17 protein-coding genes are annotated in these 19,059 nt (G+C 64.0%); 9 read left to right on the forward strand and 8 right to left on the reverse strand.

Annotated elements, in window-relative coordinates; genetic code table 11:
- Positions 1 to 16: 16 nt before the first annotated feature.
- Positions 17 to 1,066, forward strand: coding sequence for an alkene reductase (locus PVA39_RS16200; RefSeq protein ID WP_274124916.1), 1,050 nt, complete (start codon positions 17 to 19; stop codon positions 1,064 to 1,066).
- Positions 1,067 to 1,273: 207 nt separating this feature from the next.
- On the opposite strand, the gene PVA39_RS16205 is transcribed toward PVA39_RS16200, so the two are convergent.
- From PVA39_RS16205 to PVA39_RS16215, 3 genes are all read right to left on the reverse strand, one after another.
- A complete protein-coding gene (locus PVA39_RS16205) occupies positions 1,274 to 2,146 on the reverse strand; it encodes an ATPase (protein ID WP_274124917.1) in 873 nt (290 codons plus the stop codon).
- Positions 2,147 to 2,317: 171 nt separating this feature from the next.
- Complete coding sequence (locus tag PVA39_RS16210) at positions 2,318 to 3,304, reverse strand: NAD-dependent epimerase/dehydratase family protein (protein ID WP_274124918.1); 987 nt, start codon at positions 3,302 to 3,304, stop codon at positions 2,318 to 2,320.
- Between the two features lie 62 nt (positions 3,305 to 3,366).
- A complete protein-coding gene (locus PVA39_RS16215) occupies positions 3,367 to 4,260 on the reverse strand; it encodes a LysR family transcriptional regulator ArgP (protein ID WP_274124919.1) in 894 nt (297 codons plus the stop codon).
- 106 nt (positions 4,261 to 4,366) lie between these two features.
- On the opposite strand from PVA39_RS16215, the gene PVA39_RS16220 reads away from it, so the two are divergent.
- From PVA39_RS16220 to PVA39_RS16255, 8 genes are all read left to right on the forward strand, one after another.
- Entirely contained in the window at positions 4,367 to 4,969 is a 603-nt protein-coding gene (locus PVA39_RS16220) for a LysE/ArgO family amino acid transporter (RefSeq protein ID WP_274124920.1), read from the forward strand.
- A 63-nt stretch (positions 4,970 to 5,032) separates the two neighbouring features.
- Complete coding sequence (locus PVA39_RS16225) at positions 5,033 to 5,872, forward strand: EamA family transporter (protein ID WP_274124921.1); 840 nt, start codon at positions 5,033 to 5,035, stop codon at positions 5,870 to 5,872.
- A 176-nt stretch (positions 5,873 to 6,048) separates the two neighbouring features.
- Complete coding sequence (sodB, locus tag PVA39_RS16230) at positions 6,049 to 6,630, forward strand: superoxide dismutase [Fe] (protein ID WP_013790284.1); 582 nt, start codon at positions 6,049 to 6,051, stop codon at positions 6,628 to 6,630.
- Positions 6,631 to 7,128: 498 nt separating this feature from the next.
- A complete protein-coding gene (locus PVA39_RS16235; RefSeq protein WP_274124922.1) occupies positions 7,129 to 9,192 on the forward strand; it encodes a putative bifunctional diguanylate cyclase/phosphodiesterase in 2,064 nt (687 codons plus the stop codon).
- Between the two features lie 196 nt (positions 9,193 to 9,388).
- Positions 9,389 to 10,726 carry an imelysin family protein gene (locus PVA39_RS16240; RefSeq protein ID WP_274124923.1) on the forward strand — a complete coding sequence of 446 codons (1,338 nt, stop codon included), beginning with the start codon at positions 9,389 to 9,391 and terminating at the stop codon, positions 10,724 to 10,726.
- Between the two features lie 215 nt (positions 10,727 to 10,941).
- Entirely contained in the window at positions 10,942 to 12,360 is a 1,419-nt protein-coding gene (locus PVA39_RS16245) for a di-heme oxidoreductase family protein (RefSeq protein WP_274124924.1), read from the forward strand.
- 10 nt (positions 12,361 to 12,370) lie between these two features.
- Positions 12,371 to 13,432, forward strand: coding sequence for an imelysin family protein (locus tag PVA39_RS16250; protein WP_274124925.1), 1,062 nt, complete (start codon positions 12,371 to 12,373; stop codon positions 13,430 to 13,432).
- A gap of 9 nt (positions 13,433 to 13,441) precedes the next feature.
- The gene (locus PVA39_RS16255) at positions 13,442 to 14,536 is read left to right on the forward strand and encodes a DUF1513 domain-containing protein (protein WP_274125000.1); all 1,095 of its coding nucleotides are present in this window, start codon (positions 13,442 to 13,444) and stop codon (positions 14,534 to 14,536) included.
- A 303-nt stretch (positions 14,537 to 14,839) separates the two neighbouring features.
- Here the strand turns inward: PVA39_RS16255 and PVA39_RS16260 are convergent, their stop codons facing one another.
- The 5 genes from PVA39_RS16260 to adk all read right to left on the reverse strand — a co-directional run bounded on the left by PVA39_RS16260 (position 14,840) and on the right by adk (position 18,774).
- A complete protein-coding gene (locus PVA39_RS16260; RefSeq protein ID WP_274124926.1) occupies positions 14,840 to 15,703 on the reverse strand; it encodes a DUF72 domain-containing protein in 864 nt (287 codons plus the stop codon).
- A gap of 67 nt (positions 15,704 to 15,770) precedes the next feature.
- On the reverse strand, positions 15,771 to 16,112 hold the full coding sequence (locus PVA39_RS16265) for a hypothetical protein (protein ID WP_093506122.1): 342 nt from the start codon (positions 16,110 to 16,112) through the stop codon (positions 15,771 to 15,773).
- Positions 16,113 to 16,231: 119 nt separating this feature from the next.
- Positions 16,232 to 16,924, reverse strand: coding sequence for a tRNA (adenosine(37)-N6)-threonylcarbamoyltransferase complex dimerization subunit type 1 TsaB (gene tsaB / locus PVA39_RS16270; protein WP_274124927.1), 693 nt, complete (start codon positions 16,922 to 16,924; stop codon positions 16,232 to 16,234).
- Positions 16,925 to 17,089: 165 nt separating this feature from the next.
- A complete protein-coding gene (locus PVA39_RS16275; protein ID WP_274124928.1) occupies positions 17,090 to 17,872 on the reverse strand; it encodes a 5'-nucleotidase, lipoprotein e(P4) family in 783 nt (260 codons plus the stop codon).
- Positions 17,873 to 18,126: 254 nt separating this feature from the next.
- Positions 18,127 to 18,774: an adenylate kinase gene (adk, locus tag PVA39_RS16280; protein ID WP_013790274.1), complete on the reverse strand. Its 648-nt coding sequence runs from the start codon at positions 18,772 to 18,774 to the stop codon at positions 18,127 to 18,129.
- Between the last annotated feature and the right edge of the window lie 285 nt (positions 18,775 to 19,059).

Consider the following 19,059-nt stretch of genomic DNA (forward strand, 5'->3'; position numbering starts at 1 on the left):
TTCGAGGATCTAGGCAATGACCACACTGTTCGACCCCATCAAGATCGGCGATCTGGAACTCGCCAACCGCATCATCATGGCGCCGCTAACCCGTTGCCGCGCCGATGAAGGCCGCGTGCCCAACGCCCTGATGGCCGAGTACTACACGCAACGCGCCTCGGCTGGCCTGATCATCAGCGAAGCTACCTCGGTCACGCCGATGGGTGTGGGTTACCCGAACACCCCCGGCATCTGGTCCGATGATCAGGTACGCGGCTGGAGCAACGTCACCAAGGCCGTGCACGCCAATGGCGGCAAGATCGTTCTGCAACTCTGGCACGTCGGCCGCATCTCCGACCCGGTCTACCTGGACGGCGAACTGCCGGTCGCGCCCAGCGCCATCAAACCGGCCGGCCACGTCAGCCTGATCCGCCCGATGAAGGATTTCGTGACCCCGCGCGCCCTGGAAACCGAAGAGATTGCCGACGTCGTCGAGGCCTACCGCCAGGGCGCGGAGAATGCCAAGGCTGCCGGTTTCGACGGCGTGGAAATCCATTCGGCCAACGGCTACCTGCTCGATCAGTTCCTGCAGGACAGCACCAACCAGCGCACCGACAACTACGGTGGCAGCCTGGAAAACCGTGCCCGCCTGCTGCTGGAAGTCACCGATGCGGTATTGAGCGTGTGGGAGCCGGGCCGCGTGGGCGTACACCTGGCGCCGCGTGCCGACAGTCACGACATGGGCGACTCCAACCGCGCCGAAACCTTCACTTACGTGGCGCGCGAGCTGGGCAAGCGCAACATCGCCTTCCTGTGTGCCCGTGAGCACGAGGCCGACGACAGCCTGTCGCCAAGCCTGAAAGAGGCGTTCGGCGGCGTGTTCATCGCCAACGAAGGCTTCACCAAGGATCAGGCCAATGCCTGGCTGGCCAGCGGCAAGGCCGACGCCGTGGCCTTTGGCGTGCCCTTCATCGCCAACCCGGACCTGCCCGAGCGCCTGCGTCAGGACGCGCCGCTGAACGAGCCGCACAAGGACACCTTCTACGGCTCCGGCCCGGTCGGCTATATCGACTATCCGCGCCTGTAATTTTCTTTAGCTCCAACAAAAAGCCCGCGTAAAACGCGGGCTTTTTGTTGGCTGAGGACTATTTGAATAGTCTTAATGCGGTATTGGCGATCTAGCGAGCTAGAGCACTGCAAGGCAAAAATAGGCGAGTAAGCGGAGTGTACTTTTGTACATGAGCATTACGAACCTATTTTTAACGCAGCAGGGCCGACGCGCAGCAGATCGTTCTCAACGAGCGTCGATCTGCTGCTGCAAATTCTGTATCTGCGCCTGCAGGGTATTGATGCTGCGGGTGGTCTGCGCACGATAGGCATCGAACTCGGCGGTGCTGCTGCCGCTGTTGCTAGCCGCCGGGCGATTGTCCAACTCGCTCTTGAGCACCAGCATATCCTGCTCCAGGCGCTCGACAGCGGCGTTGGAATTGCCGGCCTTCTTCAGCGCATCGACTTCACCGGAAAGACTCTTGATCTGGGTCGCCAGCTTGCCGGCGTCACCCTGACTGCTCTTCAGTGAAGCCAGTTCGGTTTTCAGATTCGCCAGCTCGGTCTTCAGCGCGTCCTGGCCGCTGCTCAGGCTCTTCAGGCTGTCACCATACTTGCCGGCGTCGCCCTGAGCGGTCTTGAGGTCGGCGACCAGTTGCTCGATGCGCTTGTCCTGGCCGCTCTGCTGGCCACCGGCAGCCTGCTGCTGCTTACTCAGCTCGTTCAGCTTGTTCTCCAGCTGACGCACCTGCAGTTTCAACGCTTCGCTGCCGCTGGTGGAGGTCGACTCGGCCGCCACCACCTTGCCGGAAATATCCTGAATGCGTCCGGCGGCTTCCTCGCTGATGCGCGCGAAGCTTTCCTGGGTCGCCACCAGTTGCTGCTCCATCAGGCTGATCTGCTGAAAGCTCCACCAACCCAGGCCTACCAGGGCGATGCTCAGGGCACCAACCAGCGCCCACAGCGGCCCGGTGCTGGCCGCGCGCGGCGCCTTGGCGGCACGTGGCGCCGCGGCAGCACGAGCGTAGGGCTGCGGCTCGGGCTCGAAATCGTCGTCATCGCGGCGATCCGGAGTCAGGCTGGGTACGTCATCGAAGTCGTCGTGGGCATCGTTACGCATGTGGGAGACCTTGAGGAAAACAGGGTGGAGGCAAAGTGCCGCGCAGTATACCGATTCACGGCTGTCGCTAGGGTGTCGCAGTGCCAGTAATCGGGGGTTCGCAACGGCCTTTATTGGCCACAGAGACCCACAGCGAGCGGCTCGGGTTCCACGGCAGCCTAATGCGGGCGCCTAGCTCTGCGCTCTCCACCAGCGGCAGAACTCGTCAAGCGCCGGCCACAGGCCATGGCTTGCCTGATAGTCCAGATGCTCACGGGCCTGGCTGATGTCGAGGGAAAAGTTGCGGCTCATCACGTCCACCGCCAGGCGCGTCAGCGCGGGCTCCGGCCGACCGGGCAGCAGGCTACACACGCCTTCACTGGCCACCGCCAGGCTGCGCGCCACAGCAACCGGCACATGACGGGTGACCGGTGGTAATTCCAGCTGGCGCAGCACGTAGTTGACCACGTCCCACAGCGGCAGCGGCGCGCCATTGCTGATGTTGTAGGCCTTGCCGAGCGCCGGGCCGGCGGCCAGCAAGGCGCCGAACAGTGCGTCGTTGAGGTTGTGCACGCTGGTGAAGTCGACCTTGTTGAGGCCGTTGCCGATGATCGCCAGACGGCCCTTGCGTTGCAGGGCGATCATCCGCGGAAAGATGCTCACGTCCCCTGCCCCGGTAACGAACCGAGGGCGCAGCGCAAGCACTTCCAGGCCAAATTCCTGAGCGCCGAACAGGCGCTGCTCGGCGAGGAACTTGGTGCGCGCATAATGGTTGGCGAAGCGTTTGGGCACCTGCTCTTCGCGCAGGCCCATGTGATCGCGGCCATCGAAATAGATCGACGGCGAGGACAGGTGCACCAGGCGGCGCACACCGCGCTTGAGACAGGCCTCGATGACGTTCTCGGTGAGTACCACGTTGCCCTGGTGGAAATACTCGTAGCGCCCCCACAGGCCCACGGCGCCGGCACAGTGCACCACCGCCTCGACGTCGCTGCACAGCGACAACGCCAGCTCGGGATCGGCCAGGTCGCCCGGCGTGAACTGCGCGCCGCGGCGAATCAGGTGCTCGAACGCTTCCTCACGGCGGCCGGTGACGCGCACGTCCAGGCCCTGCTCGAGGGCGAACCGCGCGAAACGCCCGCCAATGAACCCGCTTGCTCCGGTGACCAGAATCTTCATCACGCCCTCCGCCCGCTGCTGCGCGCACTATAAGTGCGTCTTGCTGCCAGCGACAGCGGTGCTCATGCCAGCGGCACCAGATAATCGCCGGTATGACGTTGCAGGTGCCGGGTCAGTTGATCGAGCAGCTCGCCACCGTTGCGCCAGTGGTGCCAGTACAGCGGCACGTCGACGGATCGGCCAGGCAGCAGCTCGACCAACTCGCCGCGAGTCATGGCCTCGGTCATCTGCGGTTCAGGCACCATGCCCCAGCCCAGCCCTTCGGCAGTCAGGCGCAGGAAGCCTTCGGACGAGGGGCACAGGTGATGCAGAAAGCTGCCCGACAGGCCCAGCTCGCTCAGGTAGCGATGCTGCAGTTGATCATCCGGGCCGAACACGATGGCCGGCACCTGGGCGATGCGCGCGGTGCTAACTCCACCCGGAAAATGCCGGGCGATAAAGGCCGGGCTGGCCATGGCACGGTAGCGCATGGCGCCCAGCGCCAGGCTCCGCGCGCCGGATACCGGGCGTTCTGCTGCACACACGCAGGCGGCCACGTCACCGGCGCGCATGCGCTTGAGGCCAACCTCCTGGTCCTCGACCACCAGTTCCAGCAGCACCCGGTGGCTGGCGCAGAAGTCCGCTACGGCTCTTGCCCACCAGGTGGCCAGGCTATCGGCGTTGATGGCGATGCGCAGGCGCTGGGCTTCGCCGTCCGCTTCCAGAGCCGGCACCTGTCGCTGCAGGTCGCGTTCTAGCAGGCGCACCTGCTGCACATGGTTGAGCAGCTGCCGGCCCACATCGGTGGGTGTCGGCGGCGTGGCACGCAACAGCACCGGTTGGCCGATACGTGCCTCCAGCAATTTGATGCGCTGCGACACCGCCGATTGCGACAGACCCAGCACCTGGGCGCCGCGCTCGAAACCAGCCTGTTCGACGACCGCGGCAAGAGCGGCCAACAACTTGTAATCGAGCATCGATTTTCCTAATGAGCGATCAGCACTATTGGTTTTTCTTATACAGATGATCCGCGCAGACTGACAGCCATCAACCGCATTGCTGCGCACTTCAAGGACTCTCATCATGTGGCAGAGCTACACCAACGGCCTGGCGATCACCGCCGGCCTGATCATCGCCCTCGGCGCGCAGAATGCCTTCGTACTCGCGCAAAGCCTGCGCCGCGAACATCATCTGCCCGTGGCGCTGCTGTGCATCGTCTGTGACGCCCTGCTGATCAGTGCCGGCGTGTTCGGCCTGGCGACCCTGCTGCTGCAGAGCGAATTGCTGCTGGGTATCGCCCGCTGGGGCGGCGCCGCGTTTCTGATCTGGTACGGCGCCCAGGCCCTGCGGCGCGCCTGCCGCCCCGCCGGGCTGCAAACCGAGACCGGCGCCTCGCGATCGTTGCGCGCGGTCCTGCTGGCGACCCTGGCGGTGACTCTGCTCAACCCCCACGTATACCTGGACACCGTGCTGCTGATCGGCTCGCTTGGCGCTCAGCAGCCGGTTCCCTCGGCCTATGCAGCGGGTGCGGCCAGTGCGTCGATGCTGTGGTTCCTGTGCCTGGCCTTCGGCGCCGCCTGGCTCGCGCCCTGGCTGGCTCGCCCGCTGACCTGGCGGATCATCGATCTGGTGGTCGCGGCCATGATGTTCGCCATCGCCTGGCAACTGATCGCCAGCCCGCTGTAACGCCCGCATCACCGCGGCCCCAACTGTTATGCTGGGGCCCGCCTGACATGCAACGGAGCAACCGTGGAAACCAGCGTTTTTGTGATGGTCATTGCCGCCGCGGCCCTGCACGCCGGCTGGAACGCGCTGCTCAAGATCGGTCTGGACCGCTTTCTCACCGCCTCGCTGATCCAAATCGGTGCCGGCATCGTCGCCCTCCTCGCCCTGCCTTTCGTGGCCGTTCCTCATGCAGCTGCCTGGCCATGGATCATCCTCTCGGCGCTGCTGCATATCGGCTACAACCTGTTCCTGAGCCGCGCCTACCAACATGGCGATCTCGGCCAGGTCTATCCGATTTCCCGGGGCAGTTCGCCACTGCTGGTGGCGCTGCTTTCAATTCTCTTGCTCGGCGAAGTATTGCCCGCCGGCCAGTGGCTGGGCCTGAGTGTGCTGGTTGGCGGCATCTGGCTGATGGCGATCCGCGGCGGCCATGGCGCAAGCAGCCGTGGCCTTTTGGTAAATGCCCTGCTGACCGCCCTGTTCATCGCCGGCTACACCCTGGCCGACGCCAGCGGTGCCCGCGCCAATGGCGACCCGCTTTCCTATTCGGCGTGGCTGTTCGCGGTCAACGGTCTGGTCGCCGCACTGGTGATCATCGCCCAGCGCGGCCCGGCCGTGGTCTCCGCGCTCGGCCCGCACTGGCACGCCGGCCTGATCGGCGGCGCCATGTCGATGCTGGCCTATAGCATCGCCATCTGGGCCATGACCCACGCACCTGTGGCGCTGGTTTCGGCACTGCGCGAAACCAGCGTGGTGTTCGCCCTGCTGATCGGCCGGCTGTGGCTCAAGGAAAGCCTGCCACCGCTGCGCGCCATGGCCTGCCTGATCATTCTCGCCGGCGTAGCGATGATGAAACTGGCCTGAAACGGCCCGCAACGGCTCTGGCAAGCTATCCCGCACAGTTGCTGCGTGGTTATGGCGTAGCCCCGGTGCTATGATCCTTGCCCTGCGTCGCAAAGGGTATAAACCCGCCGACGCAAGTTTGGCCGCCCGTGATCGGCCTTGCGCTCATCGCAACTGACCTGATTAGGAGAATAACCATGGCTTTCGAATTGCCGCCGCTGCCCTACGCACACGATGCTCTGCAGCCGCACATCTCCAAGGAAACGTTGGAGTACCACCACGACAAGCACCACAACACCTATGTCGTGAACCTGAACAACCTGGTGCCTGGCACCGAGTTCGAAGGCAAGAGCCTGGAAGAAATCGTCAAGACTTCCTCCGGCGGCATCTTCAACAACGCCGCCCAGGTGTGGAACCACACCTTCTACTGGAACTGCCTGAGCCCGAACGGCGGTGGCCAGCCGACCGGCGAACTGGCTGCAGCCATCGACAAGGCCTTCGGTTCCTTCGACAAGTTCAAGGAAGAGTTCAGCAAAGTCAGCATCGGCACCTTCGGTTCCGGCTGGGGCTGGCTGGTGAAAAAGGCTGACGGTTCCCTGGCCCTGGCCAGCACCATCGGCGCCGGCTGCCCGCTGACCAGCGGCGACACCCCGCTGCTGACCTGCGACGTCTGGGAACACGCCTACTACATCGACTACCGCAACGTACGTCCGAAGTATGTCGAGGCGTTCTGGAACCTGGTCAACTGGGACTTCGTGGCGAAGAACTTCGCTGCCTGAGCCCTGCCTAGGTAAGTAAAGATGCCCTCCTGATGCGAGTCAGGGGGGCATTTTTGTATCCACCATAAATTCACGGCCGCGACGAGCGGCCTCAAGGCCTGTCGTTTTTTTCCGAAACAGACCTAGGGTCTGTTGACGGTTCAACGCGAGCCGCGTTGCCGCGAGAAATCTCGCTAGGCTAGGCGGAGGACGCAGGGAATGGTTATTCCCTTGCCAAGTCCTCCAACGACGCATGGCGAGATTTCCCGCGCAACCCGAAGGGCCGGGTCCGTTTTGCCGCGACACTGCGTTTCTCGCCGGCTCATTTAGCCAGCTAAACTTCGCGGCTCGTGCCTTGCCTCGCGGCAAAACGGACTCCGGCGCGGCCGTGCGTGAAACATCAACAGACCCTGGGTGCGACAAGATTGGGCGTCGCGCACATGCGGCCTTTGACTGGCACCGCGAGTTTGCCAATACTCAACCCAATCCGGCGCCGGTTATCGCACAAGGAACTGCCATTTGAAGCTGGAACTCAAGCACAGCTTGTCCGTGAAACTGCTGCGCGTGGTGCTGTTGTCCGCGCTTGCCGTGGGCGTGGTGCTAAGCCTCGGGCAGATCGTGTTCGACATGTACAAGACCCGTCATTCGATCACCAGTGACGCCCAGCGTATCCTTGGCATGTTCCGCGACCCTTCCACCCAGGCGGTCTACAGCCTGGATCGCGAGATGGGCATGCAGGTGGTCGAAGGCCTGTTTCGCCACGACTCGGTACGTGAAGCCTCCATCGGCCATCCGGGTGAGCAGATGCTCGCCGAAAAGAGCCGCCCCCTCGCCGACCTGCCCATGCGCTGGCTGACCGACCCGATTCTTGGTGAAGAACAGCGCTTCAGCACACGCCTGGTTGGCCGCGAGCCGTACAACGAATATTACGGCGACCTGAATATCACCCTGGACACCGCGTTGTACGGGGAAAGCTTTCTCACCAACTCGGTGATCATCTTCATCTCCGGCGTGCTGCGCGCACTGGCAATGGGCCTGGTGTTGTATTTGGTCTACTACTGGCTGCTGACCAAGCCCCTGGGCCTGATCATCCAGCACCTGAGCAATATCAACCCGGACCGCCCCAGCGAGACCAAGCTGCCAATGCTTGCCGGCAACGAGCGCAACGAGCTCGGCCTGTGGATCAACACTGCCAACCAGCTGCTCGCCTCGATAGAACGTAACACCACCCTGCGACGCGAGGCGGAAACCAGCCTGCAGCGCATGTCGCAGTACGATTTCCTCACCAGCCTGCCCAACCGCCTGCAATTGCAACAGCAACTCGAACAGATCCTCGAAGACTCCGGGCGCATGCAGCGCCGCGTCGCGGTGCTGTGCGTCGGTCTGGATGACTTCAAGGGCATCAACGAACAGTTCAGCTACCAGACCGGCGATCAGTTGCTGCTGGCCTTGTCCGACCGCCTGCGCAGCCACAGCGGCCGGCTCGGCGCTCTGGCGCGCCTGGGCGGCGACCAGTTCGCCCTGGTGCAGGCCGATATCGAGCAACCCTACGAAGCTGCCGAACTGGCGCAGAACGTGCTCGACGACCTGGAAACGCCCTTCACCCTCGATGACCATCAGGTGCAACTGCGCGCCACCATCGGCATCACCCTGTTCCCGGAAGATGGCGACAGCCCTGAAAAGCTGCTGCAGAAAGCCGAACAGACCATGACCCTGGCCAAGAGCCGCTCGCGCAACCGCTACCAGTTCTACATCGCCAGCGTCGACAGCGAAATGCGCCGCCGCCGCGAGCTGGAAAAGGACCTGCGCGACGCCCTGGCGCTGAACCAACTGCACGTGGTCTACCAGCCGCAGATCAGCTATCGAGACCATAGCGTGGTCGGCGTCGAGGCGCTGCTGCGCTGGCAACATCCGCAGCACGGCTTCGTCGGCCCGGATCTGTTCATCCCGCTGGCCGAGCAGAACGGCAGCATCATCCCCATTGGCGAATGGGTACTCGACCAGACCTGCCGCCAACTGCGTGAATGGCATGATCAGGGCTATGGAGAGCTGCGCATGGCGGTCAACCTGTCCACCGTGCAGCTGCACCACGCGGAGCTGCCGCGGGTGATCAACAATCTGATGCAGATGTACCGCCTGCCCGCCCGCAGTCTTGAGCTGGAAGTCACCGAAACCGGCCTGATGGAAGACATCACCACCGCTGCCCAGCACTTGCTGAGCCTGCGCCGCTCCGGCGCACTGATCGCCATCGACGACTTCGGCACTGGCTACTCCTCACTCAGCTACCTGAAGAGCCTGCCGCTGGACAAGATCAAGATCGACAAGAGCTTCGTGCAGGATCTGCTCGAAGACGAAGACGACGCCACCATCGTGCGCGCCATCATTCAGCTGGGCAAAAGCCTGGGCATGCAGGTCATCGCCGAAGGCGTGGAAACCGCCGAGCAGGAGGCCTACATCATCGCTCAGGGCTGCCATGAAGGTCAGGGCTACTACTACAGCCGGCCGCTGCCTGCACGCGAGCTGACTCAATACCTCAAGCAGTCCAGCCGCTCGCAGCGCCTGATTAACCCCGCCACGCTTTGACAGACCGTTGAAAAACTACCTAGCCGCCGGCGTTTTTTAACGGTCTGTAGACTCCCCTCTCCCACCCAATGGCGCAAACCTCGCGATTGGGTGCTGGCACATCGACCCTTTGCTTAAAATGCAAATCTTTCGCATTATGTTACAGCTCGCGTGGAGCCTCCACGCGCTCCCCCATTAACACGCAAAGGATTTCGTCATGATTCGTATGCCCCTGGCCTCTGCCAGCCTGCTGACCATCGCTATCGCCCTGGCGGGGTGCGGCGAAGACAAGGCGCCTGCCAACCAAGCCGCTGCCCCGGCTGCGCAAGCGACCAGCAGCGCACCTGCAGCAGCCGGCGCCTTCGACGAAGCCGCTGCAAAGACCGTGGTCAAACATTACGCCGACATCGCCTCGGCCGTGTTCGACGACGCCGCCAGCACTGCCAAGAAACTGCAGAGCGCCGTCGATGCCCTGCTCGCCAACCCCAACGATGAAACCCTGAAGGCCGCCCGCCAAGCCTGGCTGGCCGCTCGTGTACCTTATATGCAGAGCGAAGTGTTCCGCTTCGGCAACACCCTCGTCGACGACTGGGAAGGCCAGGTTAACGCATGGCCCCTTGACGAAGGCCTGATCGACTACGTCGATTCCGACTACCAGCACGCCTTGGGCAACCCGGCGGCCAGCGCCAACATCATCGCCCATACCGAGATTCAGGTCGGCGAAGACAAGATCGACGTAACCGAAATCACTCCGGATCTGCTGGCCAGCCTCAACGAGCTGGGCGGTTCCGAAGCCAACGTCGCCACCGGCTACCACGCCATCGAATTCCTGCTCTGGGGCCAGGACCTGCACGGCACCGGCCCAGGCGCTGGCGAGCGTCCGGCTACCGACTATGTAGTGGGTAACGGCGCCACCGGCGGCCACAACGAGCGTCGCCGCGCCTATCTGAAAGCTGCCACCGATCTGCTGGTCGCCGATCTAGACGAAATGGCTGGTCAGTGGAAAGCCGGCGTGGCCGACAACTACCGCGCCACCCTGGAAGGCGAATCCGCCGAGAACGGCCTGCGCAAGATGCTGTTCGGCATGGGTAGCCTGTCCCTCGGCGAGCTGGCTGGTGAGCGCATGAAGGTCGCCCTGGAAGCCAACTCCACCGAAGACGAGCACGACTGCTTCAGCGACAACACCCACAACTCGCATTTCTACAACGGCAAAGGCATTCGTAACGTCTACCTGGGCGAGTACAAGAAGGTCGACGGCAGCACCATGACCGGCCCGAGTCTGTCCGAGCTGGTCGCCAAGGCTGACGCCGCCACCGACAGCACCGTGAAGGCCGACCTGCAAGCCACCGAAGCCAAGCTGCAGGCGCTGGTCGACAGTGCCGAGAAGAACAACGTGCACTTCGACCAGCTGATCGCAGCCGACAACGCCGAAGGCCAGCAACTGGTGCGCGACGCCATCGCCGCCCTGGTCAAGCAGACCGGTGCCATCGAACAGGCCGCCGCCAAACTGGGCATCAACGACCTGAACCCGGACACCGCCGATCACGAGTTCTGATCGACGCGCAGACTGCGTAACGAAAAGCCGGTGCGAGCGTTCACACCGGCTTTTTTATTTGGCCCATGACCGCAGGCGTTACTTGCACGAATGCTCATGGCGCACGTCGCCTATAGCGGCCTGATGCGCCAGCGATTAAACGCAAATCCATCTTATTTAAAGCGGCGCGGACTGCTAAGATTGCCGCCCTCGATTTCAGCTCTGCGGATCCATCCATGCCCGCGTCACCCGGTCGCCTGCTGCCATTGCTGTGTTTGGCTCTCGGCCTGAGCGCCTGCGATCAGTCGCCCACCTTCACCAGCGCCGAACCCGGCGAAGCGCTATCCGGCGGCGCCGCCACCGTCTCGCGTAGCGACCGCGTGGCCTTCTCCCTGCCCTCTGCCAATCTGGCGCCCGAGCGCCGCCTGGATTTCAGTGTGGGCAACAGCTTCTTCCGAAACCCCTGGGTGATCGCGCCGTCAACCACCACCGCCCGTGACGGCCTCGGCCCGCTGTTCAACACCAACGCCTGCCAGAACTGCCACGTGCGTGATGGCCGCGGTCATCCGCCGGAGCCGGGCAGCGTCAACGCCGTGTCGATGCTGGTGCGCCTGTCGATTCCGGCCGGCGATGCCGATCGCGCCGCACTCGAGCGCCTTGGCGTGGTGCCCGAGCCTACCTACGGCGGCCAGCTGCAGGACATGGCCAATCCCGGCGTCGCTCCGGAAGGCAAGGTGCGCGTCGAGTACAGCACCGAACAGGTGCGCTTCGCTGACGGGCACAGCATCGAGCTGCGCAAACCGCAGTTGAACATCAGCCAGCTCGGCTACGGGCCGATGCATCCGGATACGCTGTTCTCGGCGCGCGTCGCCCCGCCGATGATCGGCCTGGGGCTGCTCGAAGCGATTCCCGAAGAAGCGATCATGGCCAACGCTGATCCGGAAGACCGCGATGGTGACGGCATAAGGGGCGTGCCAAACCGGGTGTGGGACGATGCCCGCCAGGAAACGGTGCTGGGCCGCTTCGGCTGGAAGGCCGGGCAGCCGACGCTCAACCAGCAGAACGCCCACGCCTTCCTGCAGGACATGGGCCTGACCAGCACTCTCTTGCCCACCGACGGCTGCACCGAGGCGCAGACCGCCTGCCGCCAGGCGCCCCACGGCGGCGAGCCTGAGGTCAGCGATAACATCATGAGCATGGTGCTGTTCTACACCCGCAACCTCGCTGTACCGGCGCGGCGCAAGGTCGGCGATGCCCAGGTGCTGGCCGGCAAGACCCTTTTTCATAGCGCCGGCTGCCAGGGCTGCCATACGCCCAGCTTCGTCACCGCCGCCGATGCTGCCGAACCGGAGCTGGCGGGCCAGACCATCTACCCCTACACCGACCTGCTGCTGCACGACATGGGCGACGGCCTGGCCGATGGCCGCGACGAATTTCGCGCCAACGGTCGCCAATGGCGCACCGCGCCGCTGTGGGGCATCGGCCTGACCGAAACGGTCAGCGGCCACACCCAGTTCCTGCACGACGGTCGTGCCCGCAATCTGCTCGAAGCCATCGCCTGGCACGGCGGCGAAGCCGAAGCGGCCAAGCAGCAGGTGCTGCAATTTTCCAGCGAGGAGCGCGCCGCGCTTCTGGCGTTTCTGAACTCACTGTAAGGAGCCGCGCATGATCCGTTCTCCGCTGACCCTCGCCCTGCTGGGCCTGACCCTGGCTGCGTGTTCCCCGGCCGACCCACAGGCCACCATCAGTTCGGCGTTGGCCGAAGGCGTTTTGCTGCCGGCCCACGCCACCTGGAAAGAAGCCGACGTGGCCCTGGCCAGCAGCGCCAAGGCCTTCTGCGCAGGCCAGGAAGACCTCGGCCGGGCGCGTCAGGCATTCCTTACCGCGCAAAGCGCGTGGGCCAGCCTGCAGCCTCTGGCGGTCGGTCCGCTGGCCGAGGGCAACCGCGCCTGGCAGGTACAGTTCTGGCCGGACAAGAAAAATCTCGTGGCGCGCCAGGTCGAAGCACTGGTCAAGGCCAAGCCACAGCTCGGCACAGCCGATCTGGAAAAGGCCAGCGTGGTCGTCCAGGGGCTCACCGCTTACGAATACCTGATGTTCGATCCCGAGATCGATCTCCAGAACGCCGAGCAGAAAACCCGCTACTGCCCGCTGCTGGTGGCCGTCGGCGAGCATCAGCAGGCGCTGGCCACCAGCGTGCTGGAGCAGTGGCAAGGCGACAATGGTGCCCTGGCGCTATTTCGCACTTTCCCCAACGAGCGCTACGCCGAAGCGGGTGAAGCGATCTCCGATATGCTGCGCACCCAGGTCAGCGCCATCGACGGCCTGAAGAAGAAACTCGGTGCCCCGCTGGGCCGTCAGAGCAAAGGCGTTCCACAGCCCTACCAGGCCGAAGCGTGGCGCAGCCAGGCCAGCCTGAGCAACCTGAGCGCCACACTGAGCGGCGCCGAGCAGCTCTGGCACGGCGCCAAGAACGATGGCCTGCAGGCCTTGCTGGGCAGCGATCAGGACGATCTCAAGAAACGCATCGACGCTGCCTACGCGGAAAGTCGCAAGCAACTGGCCGGCCTGCAGCGCCCGCTCGGCGAGCTACTCGCCGACGATGCCGGCCGCCAGAGCCTCAACGCCTTCTACGACAGCCTCAACGTGCTGCACCGCCTGCACGAAGGCGAACTGGCGCGAGCGCTGGGCATCCAGCTGGGCTTCAACGCCCATGACGGAGACTGAACCATGAGCATGAAACGCCGGGCGTTTCTCGGCCTGAGTGCCACCCTGCTGGCTGCCGGCGCCGTTGGTGGCTGGAAGCTGACCCACACCGGTCACCAGCCACTGCTGCTATCGGCACGCAACGATGAAGGCGGCAAGCATTACGCGGTCGGCTATCGCCTCGACGGCGAGCGCGCCTTCGTCACCCAGGTGACCGAGCGCTGCCACGACGTAGTGCCCCACCCCAGCCTACCGATGGCGCTGTTCGTCGGGCGCCGCCCGAGCACCGAGAGCTATCTGATCGACACCCGCGACGGCCGCCTGCTGCACACCCTGCGCAGCGAGAAGGGTCGGCATTTCTACGGCCACGCGGTGTTCCACAAGAATGGCGAATGGCTGTACGCCACCGAGAACGACACCCGCGATCCCGGCCGTGGCGTGATTGGCGCCTATCGCCTGGAAGGCGAAACGCTGGTGCACCGCGACGAGCTTTCCAGCCACGGCCTGGGGCCACACCAGCTGCTGTGGATGCCCGACGGCGAAACCATGGTAGTGGCCAACGGCGGTATTCGCACCGAGGCGGAAAGCCGGGTGGAGATGAACCTCGACGCCATGGAAGCCAGCCTTGTGCTGATGGGCCGCGACGGCACGCTGCATAGCAAGGAACAGCTGCCCGAGCCGATGAACAGCGTGCGCCACCTGGCCGTGGCCAGCGATGGCACCGTGGTCAGCGGCCAGCAGTACATGGGCGATCCGATGGACGCCGTGCCCCTGGTGGCGATCAAGCGCCCGGGCCAGCCGTTCCAGCACTTCCCCATGGCAGACGCGCAGCGCCAGATGATGAGCCAGTACACCGCCAGCGTCGCCGTGCACAGCGAGCTGCGCCTGCTGGCGATGACCGCCCCGCGCGGCAACCGCCTGTTCATCTGGGATCTGGACAGTGGCGCCGTGCGCCTGGACGCAGCCCTCCCCGACTGCGCCGGCGTCGGCGCGGTGGAGAACGGCTTCGTGGTCAGCGCCGGTATCGGCCGCTGCCGCCTTTACGACTGCCGCAGCGAACGCATCGCCATGCAGGCGCTGGAGCTGCCAGCGGGCTTCTGGGATAACCACCTGCGCCTGGCTTGATTGCTGTCAACGGTGGGAGCGCAGCGTGTACTCGGTTTTTCGCGGGCATGGCCCGCTCCCACTGTCACGAACTCCTAAAACATTGCCAACGTAGGATCGGTCGGGCTGCGTAGGTGAACCCCATCAACGCTCGATGGGTTGCACCCATCCTGCGGCTGCGACTGACGTGCAGAAAGGTGGCTGGAGCGGCCGTTCGTGTAAATTGTAGGAGGGGCTTTAGCCCCGAGCTTTATGAGGGCGTAAAGAGCTTGGGGCTAAAGCCCCTCCTACAAAAAAAAGCAGCACCCGATATCCGCTTCTGTCTTAAAGCAACCCCAACTGCTCCGCCCGCGGCTCGTTGTCGGTGTACGGCGGCAATGGCGGAAGGTCCGGTAACCGCTCGCTCAACAGCGCGTGAAAACGCAGCGCCTGAGCCGCGGCCAGGTGGTTGTCCGGGGTGTGCAAGAATACATGGGGCGTCAGGCCCTGTTCGATCCAGGCGGCGATCTTGTCCAGCCAGGGCTCGAGAAACGGCTGGTTGGCGTCCAGGTCCGGCCCGCCGATGAAGCGCACCTGGGGGCTGTCCGTGAACGCCGCCGGGCGAATCGGCAGACGCGGTTTCTTGGCCTGAGCATGCAGCACCGCCGGGTCGCGGGACGTGCAACTGAACAGCGCCCGGGAATCCAGGCAGATACGCTCGACGCCACGCTCGTGGAGCAGCCGGTTGAGTACCCGCTCCTCGTCGCCCTTGTCGAAGAACGCCGAATGGCGCACTTCTACGGCGATCCGCCGGTTGGCGAATTCGTCCAGCCACACCGCCAGCTCCCCCAGCCGTGAAGGGCCGAACTGCGCCGGCAGCTGCAACCATAGCGGTGTGATGCGCTCGCCCAGCGGTGCGAGCAGATCGAGAAATGCCTGGGTGCTGCCCAACTGGTCGCGCAGATCGCCTTCGTGGCTGATGTCCTTGTGTACCTTGGCGCAGAAACGGAAATGCGCCGGCATGCGCGCCACCCAGCGCTCGAGCTTTTCCGCGTCAGGCCGTGCATAGAAGGTGGTATTGCCCTCCACCGCGTTGAACACGCGGCAGTAGTGTTCCACGCTGTCGCTCATGTTCAGGTCGGGCGGATAGAAGCTGCCGCGCCAGGCGGGCTCGTTCCAGGAAGGACAACCAAGAAAATAGGGAAGCATCGCGAATCGCTAGACAGCCAAAACGGCTATTGTGCCTGAGCCAGACAGCTCAGCGACCGCCAATCGATCAGGCGTAGAGGTCGAGGCCCAGAATCTGCTGGGCATCCTGATCGCGGGCGAACGCGGCGGTGCTGCTGTAGCTGGCGATGGCCTGGGCGGCGCGGTTGCTCATGGCCGGCTGGTAGGTGGTGTCCAACGCGCGCACGGGGTAGTTGTCGGTGCTGGCATTGCTCTGTTGCACACGACGAATCTGCGGAGTCTGTTCGAAGCCCTGGGTGGCTGCGGTAGGGGCCGGCTGCTCACGCTTTACTTCCGTTTCCCGGTTCGCCTCACGATAGGGCGTAACCGCAGTCCCCGAGCGGGGGCCACGATCCGGTGAATAGGGCGCGATGTTACCGTCGATACGCATCAATGAAGGCTCGGCAGGAAGGCGTGCGGAAGTAACGGCAATTTAGCCGCGTCGTCCGCCCTTGGCAATTAATGTCGGTAAGTTGACGACAAAAGGACGACCCTTTCGTCGCTCGGTGATCAAAAGCCCGCCGGTGGCGGCATCTTTGGCGTCGCGACCTGATCGCGCAGGTAGATCGGCTGGGCCTGATCGGCCACCACCGCCTCGCCGCGGGCCCAGGCGAAACGGGCCAGGCTCAGCAGATCTTCGGCATGGGGCAGCATCGCCCCGTCGCAGGCAGCGACCTGGCCACCGATGCGCTCGGCGAAGGTGCCCCAACCGGTGCCGGCGCCAAACCACTCGCCGTGGGCGTCGTCCGGCAGCAACGCGCGCTCTGGAGCCAGTACGGCTTCGCGCCCGACCAGACGCATCTCGCCCGCCTCGGCCCGGTAGCAGCCCCAGTACACCTCATCCATCCGCGCATCGATGGCGGCAGCGACCTGGCTGGCGCCATGCTCACGCTGTGCGCGCTGCGCCAGCACGGCCAGATTGGAAACCGGCAGCACCGGGCGATCCAGCGCGAAGGCCAGTCCCTGGACCACGCCGATGGCGATACGCACGCCGGTGAAGGCGCCCGGACCACGACCGAAAGCGATGGCATCCAGCGCCGACAGTGCGACGCCCTGCTCGGCCAGCAGCGTCTTGATCATCGGCAGCAGCTTCTGCGCGTGCAGGCGCGGAATCACCTCGTAGTGGCTCATCACGCGGCCGTCATGCAGCAAGGCGACGGAGCAGGCTTCGGTGGCGGTATCGAGGGCCAGCAGAGTGGTCATAGCGATCTGTAGAGGTAGCTGAGCGGGCGGGCATTAAAACGGTTTGGGGCGTTTTTTTCCAGCACGGCGGGCCAACTGGCGCTACGCAGTGGCCAGGCGGCCACTAGATAAACAACCGGCGCCCTGGGGGCGCCGGCGATCAGGATCAACGATCCAGGGCGGGGGTTACCACTTCTCGATAACGGGCTTGGCGTCCCAGGCCTTGAGGGGCTCTTTCGACCAGGTGCCATAGCCGGCATTCGGGAACACGATCCACTCGGTGCCCCACTTGGCCGACTCGGCATCGGCAGTGGCGCGCTGCTCGGCCACCGGTTTTTTGCGGAAGCGCGCATCGAAATCATGCAGGGTGTCGCCGAGCAGCATCACGATGCGGTAGTCCTTGGCGACCAGCTCGCGGCGCTCGACCTTGGGTGGGCCAAGCAGCAATACGCTGTCGGTGCTGACCTGAGGTAGCTCGAGTTTCTTGAGCGCCTTGAGGGTGTAGTCCTTTTGCTCCTCGGAGCGGTCGGACACGTAGCGAATGGTCACGCCCAGCTTGTCGGCGTGCTCGAGAAATTTCTTCGCACCGGGGATCAGCACCGGATCACCATCACGCTCCCACGGCAGCCAGGTATCCCAGCCGTCATAGCTGTGGCAGTTGGCGAGGTCGCGCGCCAGCAACGCAGAGTTGTCGATCACCGTTTCATCCACATCGGTGACGATGGCCAGCTTGGAAGGATCCTTGGCCTTGGCCACAGCGGCGTCGAGCTTCTCGGTGGCGATGTTGTAAGCCTGCATCTGCAAGGCACGAACTTCCGCAGATTGCTGCTGGTAGCGCAGCGCCATGGTGAACTGGTCAACCGAGCAGTCGCCCTTCTTCTCGGGGGCGCCGTCGGCCAAGGCGACGGATGCAGTCAGTGCCGATACCAGGGCGATGGGCAAGCAGGCGAATCTTCTGTTCTGGGTCATGGAATGCACTCTGATGGAGGGTGGGTTGTAGCCGCCTTTCTCGAAGTTCTTCGTGACGGTCGATCAAACCAGCCCGCGCAGCGGCGCGCCGGCTGGAATTCGGAACATGCCAGATGGCGATGGAGAAGCCCGATAGTAACGAAACGGCAGCGACCGTGGCTGCCTGACAGCGACCCGACTTGGGCCCGTGATCGCTCTGGCATGCCCAGAAACGACAACGGCCCGCAAGCGGGCCGTTGTTGAAGTGGGTCAGGTCAGCTCAGCGCTGCCAGCACCTTGGCGGTGATCTGCTCGACCGAGCCGACGCCTTCGATGGCGCTGTACTTCGGCGTGCCTTCGGCGGCCGACAGCTTCTGGTAGAAGTCCACCAGCGGCTTGGTCTGCGAGTGGTAGACCGACAGGCGATGACGCACGGTGGCTTCCTTGTCGTCATCACGCTGGATCAGGTCTTCACCGGTTTCATCGTCCTTACCAGCCACCTTCGGCGGGTTGTGCTCGGTGTGGTAAACGCGGCCCGAACCCGGGTGCACGCGGCGACCGGCGATGCGACCGACGATTTCTTCGTCGTCGACGGCGATTTCCACCACGTGGTCGATCTGCACGCCAGCATCTTTCAGGGCCTGAGCCTGCGGAATGGTGCGCGGGAAGCCGTCGAACAGGAAGCCATTGGCACAGTCAGGCTGAGCGATGCGTTCCTTGACCAGGTTGATGATCAGCTCATCGGAAACCAGGCCGCCGGCGTCCATCACACTCTTGGCTGCCAGGCCCAGCTCGGTGCCGGCCTTGACCGCAGCACGCAGCATGTCGCCGGTGGAGATTTGCGGAATGGAGAATTTCTTGGTGATGAAACCTGCCTGAGTACCTTTGCCGGCACCGGGCGCCCCCAACAGAATCACGCGCATCGATGTGCTCCTCAAGTTCTTGGTATTGTGGACTCGCCTTGCGGGGCCAATCGCAACTGGATTTCGGCAGCCCGGCCAGGTGCCGAACTGTCAGAAGGTCGATCAAGATACACAGCGCTCCAATGCCGCACAAGCCGTTGAAAAGTCGCAGTTCGTGTCGACTTGCCGTTACGCTGGTACAGCTTGAGCGCAGCGGTGATGGCCGCGCCATCCCACCAAAGTCGAAAGCGCGCCGCACCCTGATCTATATCTGGCAATTCATCCCTGAATCAAAGCTTTTGCCAG

It is taken from the genome of Pseudomonas sp. CNPSo 3701 (assembly GCF_028674975.1).
GTDB lineage: Bacteria > Pseudomonadota > Gammaproteobacteria > Pseudomonadales > Pseudomonadaceae > Aquipseudomonas > Aquipseudomonas straminea.